This window comes from Pseudomonas sp. NFACC24-1, from assembly GCF_900115235.1.
Classification (GTDB): Bacteria; Pseudomonadota; Gammaproteobacteria; order Pseudomonadales; family Pseudomonadaceae; genus Aquipseudomonas; species Aquipseudomonas fluorescens_AA.
Genome location: NZ_FOVS01000041.1, coordinates 1 through 14,295, shown reverse-complemented (window position 1 = coordinate 14,295; position 14,295 = coordinate 1). Strand labels below are relative to the sequence as shown.

General features: G+C 61.0%; 15 protein-coding genes. 9 read left to right on the top strand and 6 right to left on the bottom strand.

What is annotated here, in order from left to right:
• Genes BM317_RS26395 through cyoE form a run of 3 tightly spaced genes read left to right on the top strand, consistent with a single transcriptional unit; the run spans position 1 to position 1,862 of the window.
• The gene (locus BM317_RS26395; protein WP_060740733.1) at positions 1-627 is read left to right on the top strand and encodes a cytochrome o ubiquinol oxidase subunit III; all 627 of its coding nucleotides are present in this window, start codon (positions 1-3) and stop codon (positions 625-627) included.
• Complete coding sequence (cyoD, locus tag BM317_RS26390) at positions 628-963, top strand: cytochrome o ubiquinol oxidase subunit IV (protein WP_014340102.1); 336 nt, start codon at positions 628-630, stop codon at positions 961-963. It begins immediately after the preceding gene.
• Between the two features lie 11 nt (positions 964-974).
• Complete coding sequence (cyoE, locus tag BM317_RS26385) at positions 975-1,862, top strand: heme o synthase (protein ID WP_063324463.1); 888 nt, start codon at positions 975-977, stop codon at positions 1,860-1,862.
• 193 nt (positions 1,863-2,055) lie between these two features.
• Here cyoE and BM317_RS26380 read toward each other — a convergent pair whose 3' ends face one another.
• From BM317_RS26380 to BM317_RS26365, 4 genes are all read right to left on the bottom strand, one after another.
• Complete coding sequence (locus BM317_RS26380) at positions 2,056-2,760, bottom strand: hypothetical protein (RefSeq protein ID WP_092476852.1); 705 nt, start codon at positions 2,758-2,760, stop codon at positions 2,056-2,058.
• A gap of 91 nt (positions 2,761-2,851) precedes the next feature.
• A complete protein-coding gene (locus BM317_RS26375) occupies positions 2,852-3,643 on the bottom strand; it encodes a DUF72 domain-containing protein (RefSeq protein WP_092476850.1) in 792 nt (263 codons plus the stop codon).
• A gap of 91 nt (positions 3,644-3,734) precedes the next feature.
• Complete coding sequence (locus BM317_RS26370; protein WP_092166172.1) at positions 3,735-4,748, bottom strand: sensor domain-containing diguanylate cyclase; 1,014 nt, start codon at positions 4,746-4,748, stop codon at positions 3,735-3,737.
• Positions 4,749-4,991: 243 nt separating this feature from the next.
• Positions 4,992-5,909, bottom strand: coding sequence for a LysR family transcriptional regulator (locus BM317_RS26365; protein WP_092476848.1), 918 nt, complete (start codon positions 5,907-5,909; stop codon positions 4,992-4,994).
• 98 nt (positions 5,910-6,007) lie between these two features.
• Between BM317_RS26365 and BM317_RS26360 the strand changes: the two genes are divergently transcribed.
• Positions 6,008-7,183: an aspartate aminotransferase family protein gene (locus BM317_RS26360; protein WP_092476846.1), complete on the top strand. Its 1,176-nt coding sequence runs from the start codon at positions 6,008-6,010 to the stop codon at positions 7,181-7,183.
• Positions 7,184-7,333: 150 nt separating this feature from the next.
• Positions 7,334-8,071, top strand: a complete 738-nt coding sequence (locus BM317_RS26355; protein ID WP_092166461.1) for a YiaD family glycine zipper/OmpA-like lipoprotein — start codon at positions 7,334-7,336, stop codon at positions 8,069-8,071.
• Positions 8,072-8,304: 233 nt separating this feature from the next.
• Here the strand turns inward: BM317_RS26355 and BM317_RS26350 are convergent, their stop codons facing one another.
• On the bottom strand, positions 8,305-8,742 hold the full coding sequence (locus tag BM317_RS26350; RefSeq protein ID WP_003205372.1) for a Z-ring associated ZapG family protein: 438 nt from the start codon (positions 8,740-8,742) through the stop codon (positions 8,305-8,307).
• A 147-nt stretch (positions 8,743-8,889) separates the two neighbouring features.
• Between BM317_RS26350 and BM317_RS26345 the strand changes: the two genes are divergently transcribed.
• From BM317_RS26345 to zapE, 3 genes are all read left to right on the top strand, one after another.
• Positions 8,890-9,519: an alpha/beta hydrolase gene (locus BM317_RS26345; protein WP_092166178.1), complete on the top strand. Its 630-nt coding sequence runs from the start codon at positions 8,890-8,892 to the stop codon at positions 9,517-9,519.
• A 24-nt stretch (positions 9,520-9,543) separates the two neighbouring features.
• Entirely contained in the window at positions 9,544-10,899 is a 1,356-nt protein-coding gene (locus BM317_RS26340; RefSeq protein WP_092476844.1) for a tryptophan--tRNA ligase, read from the top strand.
• A 102-nt stretch (positions 10,900-11,001) separates the two neighbouring features.
• Positions 11,002-12,096 carry a cell division protein ZapE gene (gene zapE / locus BM317_RS26335; RefSeq protein WP_072409535.1) on the top strand — a complete coding sequence of 365 codons (1,095 nt, stop codon included), beginning with the start codon at positions 11,002-11,004 and terminating at the stop codon, positions 12,094-12,096.
• A 190-nt stretch (positions 12,097-12,286) separates the two neighbouring features.
• Here the strand turns inward: zapE and BM317_RS26330 are convergent, their stop codons facing one another.
• A complete protein-coding gene (locus tag BM317_RS26330) occupies positions 12,287-13,183 on the bottom strand; it encodes a GlxA family transcriptional regulator (RefSeq protein ID WP_170842279.1) in 897 nt (298 codons plus the stop codon).
• A gap of 245 nt (positions 13,184-13,428) precedes the next feature.
• Here BM317_RS26330 and BM317_RS26325 point away from each other — a divergent pair.
• Positions 13,429-14,295, top strand: an 867-nt coding sequence (locus BM317_RS26325; protein ID WP_092476868.1) for an acyl-CoA dehydrogenase family protein, incomplete at its 3' end; no start/stop codon positions are given.

Sequence of the window (14,295 nt, the reverse complement as noted above, 5' to 3'; positions counted from 1 at the left end):
ATGTCGAACTTAGTGACCAATGTTGGACACGCCCATGGTCATGACCATGGGCACGATGACCATCACCACGACTCGGGCGAGATGACCGTATTCGGTTTCTGGCTCTACCTGATGACCGACTGCATTCTGTTTGCGTCGATCTTCGCGGCCTACGCGGTGCTGGTTAACAACGTCGCCGGTGGCCCGTCGGGCCACGACATCTTCGAACTGCCGTATGTACTGGGCGAAACCGCGCTGCTGCTGTTCAGCTCGATCACCTACGGCTTCGCCATGCTGGCGTTGTTCAAGGGCAAGAAAAACCAGGTCCTGGGCTGGCTGGCCATGACCTTCCTGTTCGGTGCCGGCTTCATCGGCATGGAGATCAATGAGTTCCACGTATTGATCTCCGAAGGCTACGGTCCTAGCCGCAGCGGCTTCCTGTCCGGGTTCTTCACCCTGGTCGGCACCCACGGCCTGCACGTGACCAGCGGCCTGATCTGGATGGCGATCATGATGTATCAGGTCCAGAAAAACGGCCTGACTGCCACCAACAAGACGCGTCTGAGCTGCCTGAGCCTGTTCTGGCACTTCCTGGACGTGGTGTGGATCTGCGTATTCACCGTTGTTTATCTGATGGGGACCCTGTAAATGGCTAACGCACATTCCCATGATGGCCATGACGCCGGCCACGGCAGCGTCAAGTCCTACGCCATCGGTTTCATCCTGTCGGTGATCCTGACCGTCATCCCGTTCGGCCTGGTGATGTATCCATCGCTGCCCAAGAGCCTGACCCTGTGGATCATCCTGATCTTCGCCGTGGTCCAGGTATTGGTGCACCTGGTGTACTTCCTGCACCTGGACCGCTCCGCCGCCCAACGTAACAACGTGGTCGCGTTTGTCTTTGCCGCGATCGTGATTGTCCTGCTGGTCGGCCTGTCGTTGTGGATCATGTTCAGCATCCACACCAACATGATGGCGCACTGAGGAAAGTCCGGATGTCCCTGAAGCACTTTATCCAAATCACCAAGCCGGGGATCATTTTCGGTAACGTGCTTTCTGTGGCAGGCGGGTTTTTCCTGGCCTCGAAAGGGCATGTCGATCTGGCCATCTTCCTGGCGGCGATGATCGGCACTTCCCTGGTGGTGGCGTCCGGTTGCGTGTTCAACAACTGCATCGACCGCGACATCGACATCAAGATGGAACGCACCAAGAACCGCGCGCTGGTCCAAGGCCTGATTCCGGTGCAACTGGCCCTGGCATTCGCCACGGTGCTGGGCGTGGCCGGTGTGGCGCTGCTGTACTGGGTGGCCAACCCGTTGGCGGCGCTGTTCGCGGTGATCGGTTTTGTCATCTACGTCGGCCTCTACAGCCTGTACCTCAAGCGCAAGTCGGTCCACGGCACGCTGGTGGGCAGCCTGTCGGGGGCGATGCCGCCGGTGATCGGCTACGTGGCGGTGAGCAACAGCTTCGACATGGCGGCGCTGACGCTGCTGGTGATGTTCAGCCTGTGGCAGATGCCGCACTCCTACGCCATCGCGATTTTCCGCTTCAACGACTACCTGGCGGCCTCGATTCCGGTGCTGCCGGTCAAGCGCGGTATCCTGGTAGCCAAGAAGCACATCCTGCTCTACATCCTGGCCTTCCTGGTGGCGACCTTGATGCTGACCTTCAGCGGCTACGCCGGCATGAGCTACCTCGCCGTCGCCGCCGCCATGGGCATGTACTGGCTGTACATGGCCTGGACCGGCTACAAGGCGGTGGATGACACGGTCTGGGCACGCAAGCTGTTCGTGTTCTCGATCTTCACCATCACCGCCCTGAGCGTCATGATGTCCCTGGACTTCAAGGTGCCGAGTGAGCTGCTGCTGACGTACGCGCCTTAAGCTTCAGATGCTGCAAAAAAAGCCCCGCCTTCGAGAGAAGCGCGGGGCTTTTTCATGGGGGTTGCCTGGAGGATCGTTCCCACGCTCTGCGTGGGAATGCAGCCTGGGACGCTCTGCGTCCCAAGAAGCCGAACGCGGAGCGTCCGAGGAGGCACTCCCACGCGGAGCGTGGGAACGATCGTTGGGCGATGGCTTATTGCTGGGCGATGCTGTAGCCGTCAAATGCCTTCTGCTGTTGCAGGGCGGTGACGATGCCTTTGCGGGTGGCCGGTTGTTCGGTGCCGTCATTGTCCAGGAAGGTTTCGCTTTCCAACTCGGCTTCGTCGCCTTCGCCTACGAAGTTGAAGCCCAGGAACTCGAAGGCTTCGCGGTCGACGTTCGGCTTGGAGCGTGGTGTGCGCAGGGGCAGGGTGACGCTGATGCCGTCCTTGCTGATGACAAACACCTCGGCCTCCTTCTTGGCCCGCGCGGCCTTGCCCTTGCTGCCGCTTGGGTTGCTGATGGCCTGGTGGGTCTGGTTCAGCACTTTCAGGGCCAGGCCGTAGACCAGTTCCTGGAACGACGGGTCGTCCTTGTAGCTGGAGAGGATGCGGCTGATCGGGAAGCGGCTGCTCAGGTCTTCCAGGGCCGCGAAGTCGGCGGCTTCGGCGTCCTTGAGCTGTTTGAGCTGGCCCATCAGTTCGTAGGCCTTGTCGTCGTCGAAGGCATCGTGGGCCTGACGGATGGCGTTGCGCAGTTCGCGGATCTGGTCGCTTTCGCGGTTCGACTGGAACGCATCGAGGACCATTTCGCTGATGGTTTTGGCCTGGGGCAGATGCTGTGAAAGATTGATGGAGTTTTCGTATTCCGCTTTGGACGACAGGGTGACTACGGATTCAGCGGTGTTGGAATCGGACATTGAAATTTCACTACTTCTGTTAGCGGGATGAGGCGAGAAAGGCATTGAGCTTTTTTCCGGTCGCCTAATCTATTGGACCCGAGCGGTGTTGTCACGGTCGGACCGGCAGCAACTGACCATTTGTTGCCGGTAGCGGCTTTGCATCTTGCATCAGGCCCATCAAGCGCAACGCGTCGGCGGTCGCGGCGCCACTGGCGGTGTTGTCGAAGATGCACCAGGTCGGTGTGTCGGGGTCGGCTTGCAACGTTTGGGCGAGGCGTTCCAGCCAGGCGTCCTCGTAAGCTGAATAGTAGATCCGTGGCGAACCGTGCAACCGGTAGTAGCGAATGCCAGGCCAGCCAGCGGGTTGATCGCCGCCGGGCAAGGGTGATGGATCGGCGGCGACGCGGCCGATGCACGCGTCTTGCAGGATCGTTGCGGCCTGGGGGGCGAGCCAGCTCGGGTGTCGTGGCTCAAGCACTGCATGACCTTGATAACGATCCCGCAAGGCTTTGAAGAATACTTCGGCCACGGCAGCCTCGAACGCCAGCGACGGTGGCAACTGAATCAACAGGCAGCCAAGCTTCTCTCCCAGTTGCGAGCATTGCCCGAGGAATTCATCCATAAGCCCTTCGCAGTCGATCAGCCGCCGTTCATGAGTCATCTGCTTGGGCACCTTGACCGAGAAGCGGAAGTCCCCGGCAACGCTGCCGGCCCACTTCCCATACGTGGCGGGGCGATGCGGCCGGTAGAACGAGCTGTTGATCTCCACGGCGGGGAACCGGCTGCTGTAGCGCTGCAAATGCGTCCCGTCGACAGTAAAGGCCGGCCAATGCTCCCGGGGCAGCGACCAGCCGGCGCAGCCCAGGTAAAGGCGTGAGGAGGAGGGAAGTCGAGTTGGCAAGGGCGCAGGCCTGATCGCGAGGTATACAGGCTATGACCGCTGCCAACGCCTCATGTCTGCATTCTTTTTTGTGTTTGGGCCAGGGTACCGTTCATTCGCAAATCACATTCTTGCCCGCCATCTTGGAGCGATACAGCGCCTGGTCCGCCCGGTGCAGCAACGCCGAGTGCTGTTCATCCTCCAAGCGCTGCACTACGCCAAAACTCATGGTGATCTGGAAGTCGCCCACCGGCAGCAGGTCGGACAGGCCACGACGAATGCTTTCCGCCAGCAGGCGGGCGTCGGCCAGGGCGGTGTTGGGCAAGATCATGATGAATTCGTCGCCGCCCCAGCGCACCAGCAAGTCATTGCCGCGCTCGCAGCGCTTGACGCTCTGCACCACTTGCACCAGCGCTGCGTCACCGAAGGCGTGGCCGTAGCGATCGTTGATGTCCTTGAAGTCATCGACGTCCATGGCGATCAACGACAACGGCTCGCGGAAACGCTGTGCGCGCTCACAGGCCAGCGGCAGCGCCTGGTCCAGGCGATAACGGTTGGCGACCCGCGTCAGGGCATCGGTTTCGGCAAGCCTGCGGTTCTCGTCGAGTTGGAGCTGCAACTGATGGTTGACCCGGGACAGTTCGCGGGTGCGTTCTTCGATGATGGCTTCCAAGGATTTGTTACGCCGTTCCAGTTGCTCGAACAGGCGCTTCTTGTCATCGATACTGCGATGGGCGCCGATCATGCGGGCCACCGTGCCGTCCGGGTTGCGGGCGATCACGTAGCCGCGATCCTCGATCCAGATGTAGGCCCCGTCGCGCATGCGGCAACGGTACTCGGCCTGGTAGCGATGGGATCGTTGTTCCAGGTAGTCGTCGAACAACGCCATGACCCGTGGGTAATCCTCCGGATGGATCACGCTTTCCCAGGTCAACACGGTGTTGTCCAGTGAATGAGGCAGGTAACCAAGCATCGTGTACCAGCCGGGGTTTCGGTAGACGAAGCCGGTGTTGGCATTCCAGTCCCAGATGCCATCGCTGACCAGTTCCAGGATGGTGTGCAGTACGCCTTCGTCCAGATCGGACAGGTCGAACCGCAGCATGTCGATGTTCGAGGCGTCTCCCATCGTCGTTTCCTCGTCGGCCTTGATATCAAAATGCTCGTCCAAGAAGAAGAGTAGCTGATGGGGGGGTGGGGAACTAGCGGCGGATGTTCAGACGGGGTTTGCTTTTGTGGCGAGGGGATTTATCCCCGCTGGGTCGCGTAGCGGCCCCCCAAAAGTCATCAAACCCGACATCACCTGCGATGTGAACCGACAGTCTTGGGGTTGCTGCGCAACCCAGCGGGGATAAATCCCCTCGCCACAGCATCATTGGGCTGGGGGTTGGGGTTTGCCCCATTTCTCCAGCGCGAACTCGACAAAACTGCGCAGTTTCGGCAAGCGGTAGCGATCCTGCGCGTACATCAGGCTCATCGGCCGATGGGGCAATTGGTAGCCCTGCAGCAACGCCACCAAGTGCCCCTCCTTCAGGTCCTGGGCCACCAGGGCATCGGGCAACATCACCACGCCCATCCCGGCCAGGGCGGCGCGATGCAAGCCCGAAGAGCTGTTTATCAGCATCGGTCCGTTCACCGGGACTTTGATCTCGCCGTCCGGCCCGTTGATGGGCCAGTGATCCTGGGCGAAGCGCCATTCGTCTGCTGCTGAATAGGCGAACGACAGGCAGTCGTGTCGTTGCAGGTCCGCCGGTTGTTCCGGCATGCCGCGCCGGGCCAGGTAAGCGGGGGAGGCGCAGATGGTCAGGGTGTAGTCCTGCAACGGACGGGCAATCAGCTTCGGGTCGGGATGGCCGAGGCGGATGGCGACGTCGAAGCCATGGTCGAGCAGGTCCAGGCGCTGGTTGGTCAGCACCACGTCGAGCTTGACCTGGGCGAAGCGCTGGCTGAATTCGGCCAGTGCCGGCGAAAGGCGTTCGGTACCAAAGGTCAGCGGCGCGGTGATGCGCAGAGTGCCGGTGGGCTCGCCTTGGGTCTGTTCGGCCAGGCGTTCGGAGTCGGTCACCAGCCCCAGTACTTCCAGGCAGCGCTGGTAGTAGGTCGAGCCGAATTCTGTCAGACGCTGGCGCCGCGTCGTACGGTTGATCAGGCGCACGCCGAGGCGTTGCTCCAGGGCACGAAGATGATTGCCCACCATGGTGGTGGACATTTCGCACGCCTGGGCCGCCGCCGTCAGGCTCCCGGTTTCCACCACCTTCACGTAAACGGTCATTGCCTGGAACAGGTCCATTATCAAGCTCAGCTTTTAAATGATTGAAGTAAAGCAGCGTTTATCCAGCCTTGGTGGCTAACCATACTGGAAAAAACCACCCGATGGAGCTTGATGCCATGACCGCTGCCTGCCTGATGACCACTTACCAACCCCTGGCGCTGAATTTCACCCATGGCTTGGGGACGCGCCTGTGGGACCAGGACGGTCGCGAATATCTCGATGCGGTGGCGGGCGTGGCGGTGACCAATGTCGGCCATTCCCACCCGCGGCTGGTGGCCGCCATCAGCGAGCAGGCCGGCCTGCTGTTGCACACCTCCAACCTGTATAGCATCGATTGGCAGCAACGCCTGGCGCAAAAGCTCACCCGGCTGTCGGGGATGGAGCGGGCGTTTTTCAATAATTCTGGCGCCGAGGCCAACGAAACCGCGCTGAAACTGGCGCGCCTCTACGGCTGGCACAAGGGTATCGAGCAGCCCTTGGTGGTGGTCATGGACAACGCGTTCCATGGGCGCACCTTGGGCACCATGTCCGCCAGTGACGGTCCGTCCGTGCGGCTGGGCTACAACCGGTTGCCGGGGGATTTCATCAAGGTGCCGTTCGGCGATCTTGCGGCGCTGGAACAGATTCAACAGGCTCACGCCGAGCGCATCGTCGCGGTGCTGGTGGAACCGATCCAGGGTGAAAGCGGTGTGCAACTCGCCCCACCGGGTTATCTCAAGGCCTTGCGGCAGCTGTGCAGTCGGCGCGCCTGGCTGTTGATGCTCGACGAGATCCAGACCGGCATCGGTCGCACCGGCCAATGGTTCGCATTCCAGCACGAGGGCATCGTGCCGGATGTCATGACCCTGGCCAAAGGCCTGGGCAACGGTGTGCCCATCGGTGCCTGCCTGGCACGGGGCAAGGCTGCCGAGTTGTTTACCCCTGGCAGCCATGGCAGTACGTTCGGCGGCAATCCACTGGCCTGTCGGGTCGGCTGCACGGTGCTGGACATCATCGAGGAACAAGCGCTGGTGGAGAACGCCAGGCACCAGGGCGAACAATTGCTGAGCCGGCTGCGGACCGAGCTGGCGGACAACCCGAATGTCTTGGCGATTCGCGGCCAGGGCTTGATGATCGGCATCGAACTCAAGCAACCGGTCCGCGACCTGACCCTTCGCGCCGCTCGGGACCACGGCCTGCTGATCAATGTCACCCGGGGCCAGACCATCCGTCTGCTGCCGCCGCTGACGATCGATGGGCGGGAAGTGGAGATGATTGTCAGGGGCGTGAGCCGCTGCCTGGCCCAGGGCTGAGGCAACCGGCCCAGACGACGGTTTTTCATGAAGCAGCCGGGCGAAGCGCAACGCAGCGGGACGGAATTTTTAACGATTGCCGCGTTCCAACGCCTGCCAGAGTCGATTGCCTACGCCCTGGCACTTCAGACTGAAAACCAGGAGCATTCCATGTTCACCTCGCGTCGCTTGATCGTTGTCGCTACTGCTGTGGCCTTGTTGTCCGGCTGTGCGTCGCCTAACCCCTATGACAACCAGGGCCAGGCCTCTACCGAATCGTCGGGCATGAGCAAAACCGCCAAGTACGGCGGCCTCGGTGCACTGGCGGGGGCGTTGGCCGGTGCGGCCATCGGTCACGATAACCGGGGCAAGGGTGCGTTGATCGGTGCGGCGGTGGTGGGGGCTTCCGCGGCCGGCTACGGTTACTACGCCGACCAGCAGGAAAAGAAACTGCGCGCCAGCATGGCCAATACCGGCGTTGAAGTGCAGCGCCAGGGCGACCAGATCAAGCTGATCATGCCGGGCAACATCACCTTCGCCACCGACTCGGCGAACATCGCGTCCAGCTTCTACCAGCCGCTGAACAACCTGGCCAACTCCCTCAAGGAGTTCAACCAGAACCAGATCGAGATCGTCGGTTACACCGACAGCACCGGCAGCCGCCAGCACAACATGGACCTGTCCCAGCGCCGTGCCCAGAGCGTGGCGACCTACCTGACGTCCCAGGGCGTGAGCGGTGCCAACCTCTCGTCCCGTGGCGCCGGCCCGGACAACCCGGTGGCCAGCAACGCCGATGTCAATGGCCGCGCGCAAAACCGTCGTGTCGAGGTCAACCTCAAGGCGATTCCTGGCCAGCAATATCAGGAGGCGCCGCAGCAGCAGGGGCAGACTTACCAGCAGTACCCATAACGGTTGGGCGGTAAATGAAACGGGGGCTCTGGAAACAGGGCCCCCGTTTTTTGTGGCTGGCGCCAACCCCTGTGGGAGCGAGCTTGCTCGCGATAGCGGTCTGCCTGAGCCGTTGATGTGGGATGTGTCGCCATCATCGCGAGCAAGCTCGCTCCCACAGAGGGATTTTCCTGGACTAAAATAAAGCCCGCCCGATCATTTGATCGGGCGGGCTTTTGGGTGTCGCTCGCAAATTACTTCTTCAAACCGTAATGCTCATCGAGCATGCCGGGTGAATTCGGGGCCTTGGGGGCGTAGTCCCGCGGCGGTTCCTGGATCCCTTTTGGCGGGGTCAGGCGTTCCCGTGGAGTCTGTGCCGCATCGGCTTGCAGGGCGGCGAGCAGGCGCTGGCGAGTCTGCTCGTCCAGGGCCAGGCGATTGGCACCCTCGGACAAATGATCCTGGACATCCTGGTAGCTCTGGGTGAGTTTTTTCACCAGAGAAGCGGTGCTGTTGAAGTGGGTGACCACTTCATTCTGATAACTGTCGAAACGTTCCTGAATGTCGTCCAGCTGACGTTGCGTGCTGTTGGGCACCGCATTGGGCAGCAGTCGGGCAAGCAGGAATCCAATGGCGACACCGGCAACCAGGGCAAGAGTCGGCAACAACCAAACTAAGAGCGAGTGTTCCACGAGTCCTTCCTCTATAAACGGCTTTGCTTTACGTTAACGGCTCGGACCTGCGCTGTATACCGCGAAGAACATCGCAATCATGCCAGGCACAGACTTTAGCTAGACGAGTCGACCCAATTCGGGGTCACGGAGTTCTTTCCCTTGCTTATGCGCGAAACCCCTGTCGTCATCGATGGCCCCGTGGGCCAACTGGAAGCCTTGTACCTGGACAGCGAGGCCCCCCGTGGCCTGGCACTGATCTGCCACCCGAACCCGGTGCAAGGCGGGACCATGCTCAACAAAGTGGTCTCGACCCTGCAACGCACTGCCCGTGATGCCGGGCTGGTTACGTTGCGTTTCAATTATCGTGGCGTGGGGGCCAGCGCAGGTACTCATGACATGGGCACCGGCGAAGTGGATGATGCCCAGGCTGTCGCCCAATGGTTGCGTGAAAAATACCCGCAATTGCCCCTGACCCTGTTCGGTTTTTCCTTCGGCGGCTTTGTCGCCGCCAGCCTCGGTGGGCGCCTGGAAGCCCAGGGGCAACCGGTCAAGCACCTGTTCATGGTGGCCCCGGCGGTGATGCGCCTGGACGAGCAATCGCCCTTGTCGACCGGTGGCGAGTTGACCGTGATCCAGCCGGAAACCGACGAAGTGGTCGATCCGCAGCTGGTTTACGAATGGTCCGACACGCTCCAACGCCCCCATGAGCTGCTGAAAGTGGCAGAATGCGGACACTTTTTTCATGGCAAGCTGACCGATCTCAAGGATCTGATCCTGCCGCGCCTCTCGAATTGATAGCAGTCTGACAAGCGATAACCCATGACGACGCGTACCCGTATCCTGACCGGCATCACCACCACCGGCACCCCGCACCTTGGCAACTATGCCGGCGCCATCCGTCCGGCGATTCTCGCCAGCCGCGACAGCAACGCCGATTCGTTCTACTTCCTGGCCGACTACCACGCCCTGATCAAGTGCGATGACCCGCTGCGTATCCAGCGTTCGCGCCTGGAGATCGCCGCCACTTGGCTGGCTGGCGGCCTGGATGTCGACCGCGTGACGTTCTATCGCCAGTCCGACATTCCCGAGATCCCGGAACTGACCTGGCTGCTGACCTGCGTTGCCGCCAAGGGCCTGCTCAACCGTGCCCACGCCTACAAGGCCTCGGTGGACAAGAATGTCGAGGCCGGCGAAGACCCGGACGCCGGTGTCACCATGGGCCTCTACAGCTATCCGATCCTCATGGCCGCCGACATCCTGATGTTCAACGCCCACAAGGTTCCGGTCGGTCGCGACCAGATCCAGCACGTGGAAATGGCCCGTGACATCGGCCAGCGCTTCAATCACCTGTTCGGCCAGGGCAAGGAGTTCTTCACCATGCCCGAGGCGCTGATCGAAGAAAGCGTGGCCACGCTGCCAGGCCTCGATGGCCGCAAGATGTCCAAGAGCTACGACAACACCATCCCATTGTTCAGCAGCGCCAAGGACATGAAGGACGCGATCTCGCGGATCGTCACCGACTCCCGTGCCCCGGGCGAAGCCAAGGATCCGGACAATTCGCACCTGTTCACCCTGTTCCAGGCCTTCGCCACTGCCGAACAGGCCGCCGAGTTCCGCAGCGAACTGCTGCAAGGCCTGGGTTGGGGCGAAGCCAAGAACCGCCTGTTCCAGTTGCTCGACAACGAGCTGGGTGAAGCACGCGAGCGCTATCACCAGTTCATCGAACGTCCGTCGGACCTTGAAGACATCCTGCAACTGGGCGCGAGCAAGGCCCGGGCCGTGGCAACACCGTTCCTCAACGAGCTGCGCGAGGCCGTTGGCCTGCGTTCGTTCGTCAGCCAGGTCCAGGTGGCAACCCAGGTCAAAAAGAAAGCGGCCAAGGCGGCTCGTTTCGTCAGCTTCCGCGAGGATGACGGCAGTTTCCGTTTCCGCCTGCTTTCTGCCGATGGCGAGCAACTGTTGCTGTCGAACAATTTTGCCGACGGCAAGACCGCAGGGCAGGTGACCAAGCAATTGCAGTCCGGCCAACCCTTGGATGTACGCAGCGACGACCTGGGTTTCAGCGTCTGGCTCGACGGTGAGTGCGTGGCGAACAGCCCGGCCTTCGCCGACAGCGTCGCCCGGGATGCGGCCATCGATGCGCTGCGCGTTGCCCTGACGCCTGCCCAGGACTGATCGCGGCGCGTTACCCGACCATCGGCCCGAATAAGGGCCGATTGCCATTCCTCTGGGCCATCGCTACAGTGACGGCCCGTTTTTGTTGCCTTGCTAACGAATATGACGCCCCTAGAACGATATCAAGCTGATCTGAAACGCCCGGAGTTCTTCCACGACGCAGCCCAGGAAACGGCGGTGCGGCATTTGCAGCGCCTGTACGACGACCTGGTCGCGGCCTCGAACAACAAGCCGGGCCTGTTGGGCAAACTGTTCGGCAAAAAAGACCAGGCACCGGTCAAGGGCCTGTATTTCTGGGGTGGCGTTGGCCGTGGCAAGACCTACCTGGTGGACACCTTCTTCGAAGCGCTGCCGTTCAAGGAAAAGACACGCACGCACTTCCACCGCTTCATGAAGCGCGTGCACGAGGAAATGAAGACCCTGGGGGGCGAGAAGAACCCGCTGACCATCATCGCCAAGCGTTTTTCCGACGAGACCCGGGTGATCTGCTTCGATGAGTTCTTCGTTTCCGACATCACCGACGCCATGATCCTGGGCACCTTGATGGAAGAGCTGTTCAAGAATGGCGTGACCCTGGTCGCCACCTCGAACATCGTGCCGGACGGCCTGTACAAGGACGGCCTGCAGCGGGCGCGGTTCCTGCCGGCCATCGCGCTGATCAAGGAACACACCGAAATCGTCAACGTCGACAGCGGCGTCGACTACCGCCTGCGTCACCTCGAGCAAGCGGAGTTGTTCCACTTTCCGTTGGATGCCGCCGCCGAAGAAAGCCTGCGCAAGAGCTTCCGCGCCCTTACGCCGGAATGCACCCAGGCGGTGGAAAACGATGTGCTGATCATCGAAAACCGCGAGATCCGCGCCATCCGCACCTGTGACGACGTGGCCTGGTTCGACTTCCGCGAACTGTGCGACGGCCCGCGCAGCCAGAACGACTACATCGAACTGGGCAAGATCTTCCACGCCGTGTTGCTCAGCGGCGTCGAGCAGATGAGCGTCACCACCGACGACATCGCCCGTCGCTTCATCAACATGGTCGACGAGTTCTACGACCGTAACGTGAAGCTGATCATTTCGGCCGAAGTCGAACTCAAGGACCTTTACACCGGCGGTCGCCTGACCTTCGAATTCCAGCGGACCTTGAGTCGTTTGCTGGAGATGCAATCCCACGAATTCCTGTCGCGGGCGCATAAGCCGTAGGGCGATTCGCAAAGCAAAAAAAGGCCTGCGATTGCAGGCTTTTTTGCGTGCGAAATTTAGCAGTTCACTACATGACCCTGTGGGAGCGGGCTTGCTCGCGAAGGGGGCGGCATGTTCAGCATAAATGCAAGCTGACCCACCGCTTTCGCGAGCAAGCCCGCTCCCACATGGGATTGCATTCAGCTCTGGTTCACGCCGCCTGCTGAAACTGCTGCCGATACTGGTTCGGCGACAGGTCGGTATGTTGCCGGAACAGTCGTGCGAAAAAGCTCGCGTCGTCGTAGCCGACTTCGTAGCTGATGGTCTTGATGCTCTTGCGGCTGCCGGAGAGCAGGCCCTTGGCGGTTTCGATCCGCAGTCGTTGCAGGTAATGCAGCGGCTTGTCGCCCGTGGCAGTCTGGAAGCGGCGCATGAAATTGCGGATGCTCATGCCATGCTCCCGGGCAACATCCTCGAAGCGGAATTTATCGGCGAAGTGCTCTTCGAGCCATTGCTGGATCTGCAGGATGATCACGTCCTGGTGCAGTTTCTGCCCGCCAAAGCCGATCCGTCCCGGCGAATAGCTGCGTTGCACTTCATACAGGATGTCCCGCGCCACGGCCTGGGCCACGTTGGCGCCGCAGAAGCGTTCAATGAGGTAAATATAGAGGTCGCAGGCTGAGGTCGCGCCGCCGGCGCAAAACAGGTTGTCGGCGTCGGTCAGGTGCTTGTCCTGGTTCAGGTGCACCTGGGGGAAGCGCTCCTTGAAGGCATTGAAGAAGCGCCAGTAGGTGGTCGCTTCCTTGCCGTCGAGCAGACCGGCCTCGGCCAGCCAGAACACCCCGGTGGCTTCGCCGCAGAGGACCGCGCCGCGAGCGTGTTGTTCGCGTAGCCAGGGCAGTATCTGGGGGTAGCGTTGGCAGAGGCTGGCGAAATCATCCCAGAAGGCCGGCAGGATGATGATGTCGGTGTTTTCCAAGCCACCGTCCACCGGCATGATCACATCGCTGAAGCTGTTCACCGGTTTGCCATCGGGGCTGACCAGCCGGGTTTCAAACGCCGGCGTCAGACCGTGGCCCAGTTGTTTGCCATAGCGCAGGCTGGCCAGGTGGAAAAAATCCTTGGCTTGCATGAGGGTGAAGGCGAAGACTCGGTCGATTGCCAGGATGCTGACGCGCCTCAAGGGCGTGGAGACGTGCATAGACATAATTCATCTTTTATTTTTATAGGGGAAAGTGGTCACTAGACGGCTGGATCGTCTTATTTTTTGTCGGATGTGTCCAGTGTCCTGTCGTACACCGCAGGCTTAGGCTCTATCGGATAACCACGTCCAACAATAACCATAGGTGAGCCATGATCCCAAGAACACTGTTCAGTCCCGAGCACGAATTGTTTCGTGACAGCGTACGAACCTTCCTCGAAAAAGAAGCCGTGCCGTACCACAGCCAGTGGGAAAAACAGGGGCATGTCGATCGCCAGCTCTGGAACAAGGCGGGGGAGGCGGGCATGTTGTGCTCGCACCTTCCAGAAACCTATGGTGGATTGGACGCGGACTTCCTCTACAGCACGGTGGTGATCGAGGAGATCGGTCGCCTGGGGCTGACGGGGATCGGTTTCTCGCTGCATTCCGACATCGTCGCGCCGTACATCCTGCATTACGGCAGTGAGGCGCTGAAACACAAGTACCTGCCGAAACTGGTGTCCGGAGAAATGGTCACGGCCATCGCCATGACCGAGCCGGGCGCCGGTTCCGACCTGCAAGGGGTGAAGACCACGGCGGTGCTGGACGGTGACGAATACGTCATCAACGGCTCCAAGACCTTCATCACCAATGGTTTCCTGGCGGACCTGGTGATTGTGGTCGCCAAGACCGATCCCAAGGCTGGCGCCAAGGGCACCAGCCTGTTTCTGGTGGAGGCGGGCACGCCGGGCTTCGAAAAGGGCAAGCGCCTGGAAAAAGTCGGAATGAAGGCCCAGGACACGTCGGAACTGTTCTTCCAGGATGTCCGCGTGCCGAAGGACAACCTGCTCGGGCAGGCCGGAATGGGCTTTGCCTACCTGATGCAAGAGCTCCCCCAGGAGCGCCTGACCGTCGCCATCGGCGGCCTGGCTTCGGCCGAAGCGGCGCTGCAATGGACCCTGGACTACACCCGCGAGCGCAAGGCGTTCGGCAAAACCATCGCCGACTTCCAGAACACCCGTTTCAAGCTCGCGGAAATG

Coding starts and splice junctions, on each gene's coding strand:
- BM317_RS26395 (WP_060740733.1), top strand. CDS start 1: ATGTCGAACTTAGTGACCAATGTTGGACACGCCCATGGTCATGACCAT.
- cyoD (WP_014340102.1), top strand. CDS start 628: ATGGCTAACGCACATTCCCATGATGGCCATGACGCCGGCCACGGCAGC.
- cyoE (WP_063324463.1), top strand. CDS start 975: ATGTCCCTGAAGCACTTTATCCAAATCACCAAGCCGGGGATCATTTTC.
- BM317_RS26380 (WP_092476852.1), bottom strand. CDS start 2,760: ATGTCCGATTCCAACACCGCTGAATCCGTAGTCACCCTGTCGTCCAAA.
- BM317_RS26370 (WP_092166172.1), bottom strand. CDS start 4,748: ATGGGAGACGCCTCGAACATCGACATGCTGCGGTTCGACCTGTCCGAT.
- BM317_RS26365 (WP_092476848.1), bottom strand. CDS start 5,909: ATGGACCTGTTCCAGGCAATGACCGTTTACGTGAAGGTGGTGGAAACC.
- BM317_RS26360 (WP_092476846.1), top strand. CDS start 6,008: ATGACCGCTGCCTGCCTGATGACCACTTACCAACCCCTGGCGCTGAAT.
- BM317_RS26355 (WP_092166461.1), top strand. CDS start 7,334: ATGTTCACCTCGCGTCGCTTGATCGTTGTCGCTACTGCTGTGGCCTTG.
- BM317_RS26345 (WP_092166178.1), top strand. CDS start 8,890: ATGCGCGAAACCCCTGTCGTCATCGATGGCCCCGTGGGCCAACTGGAA.
- BM317_RS26340 (WP_092476844.1), top strand. CDS start 9,544: ATGACGACGCGTACCCGTATCCTGACCGGCATCACCACCACCGGCACC.
- zapE (WP_072409535.1), top strand. CDS start 11,002: ATGACGCCCCTAGAACGATATCAAGCTGATCTGAAACGCCCGGAGTTC.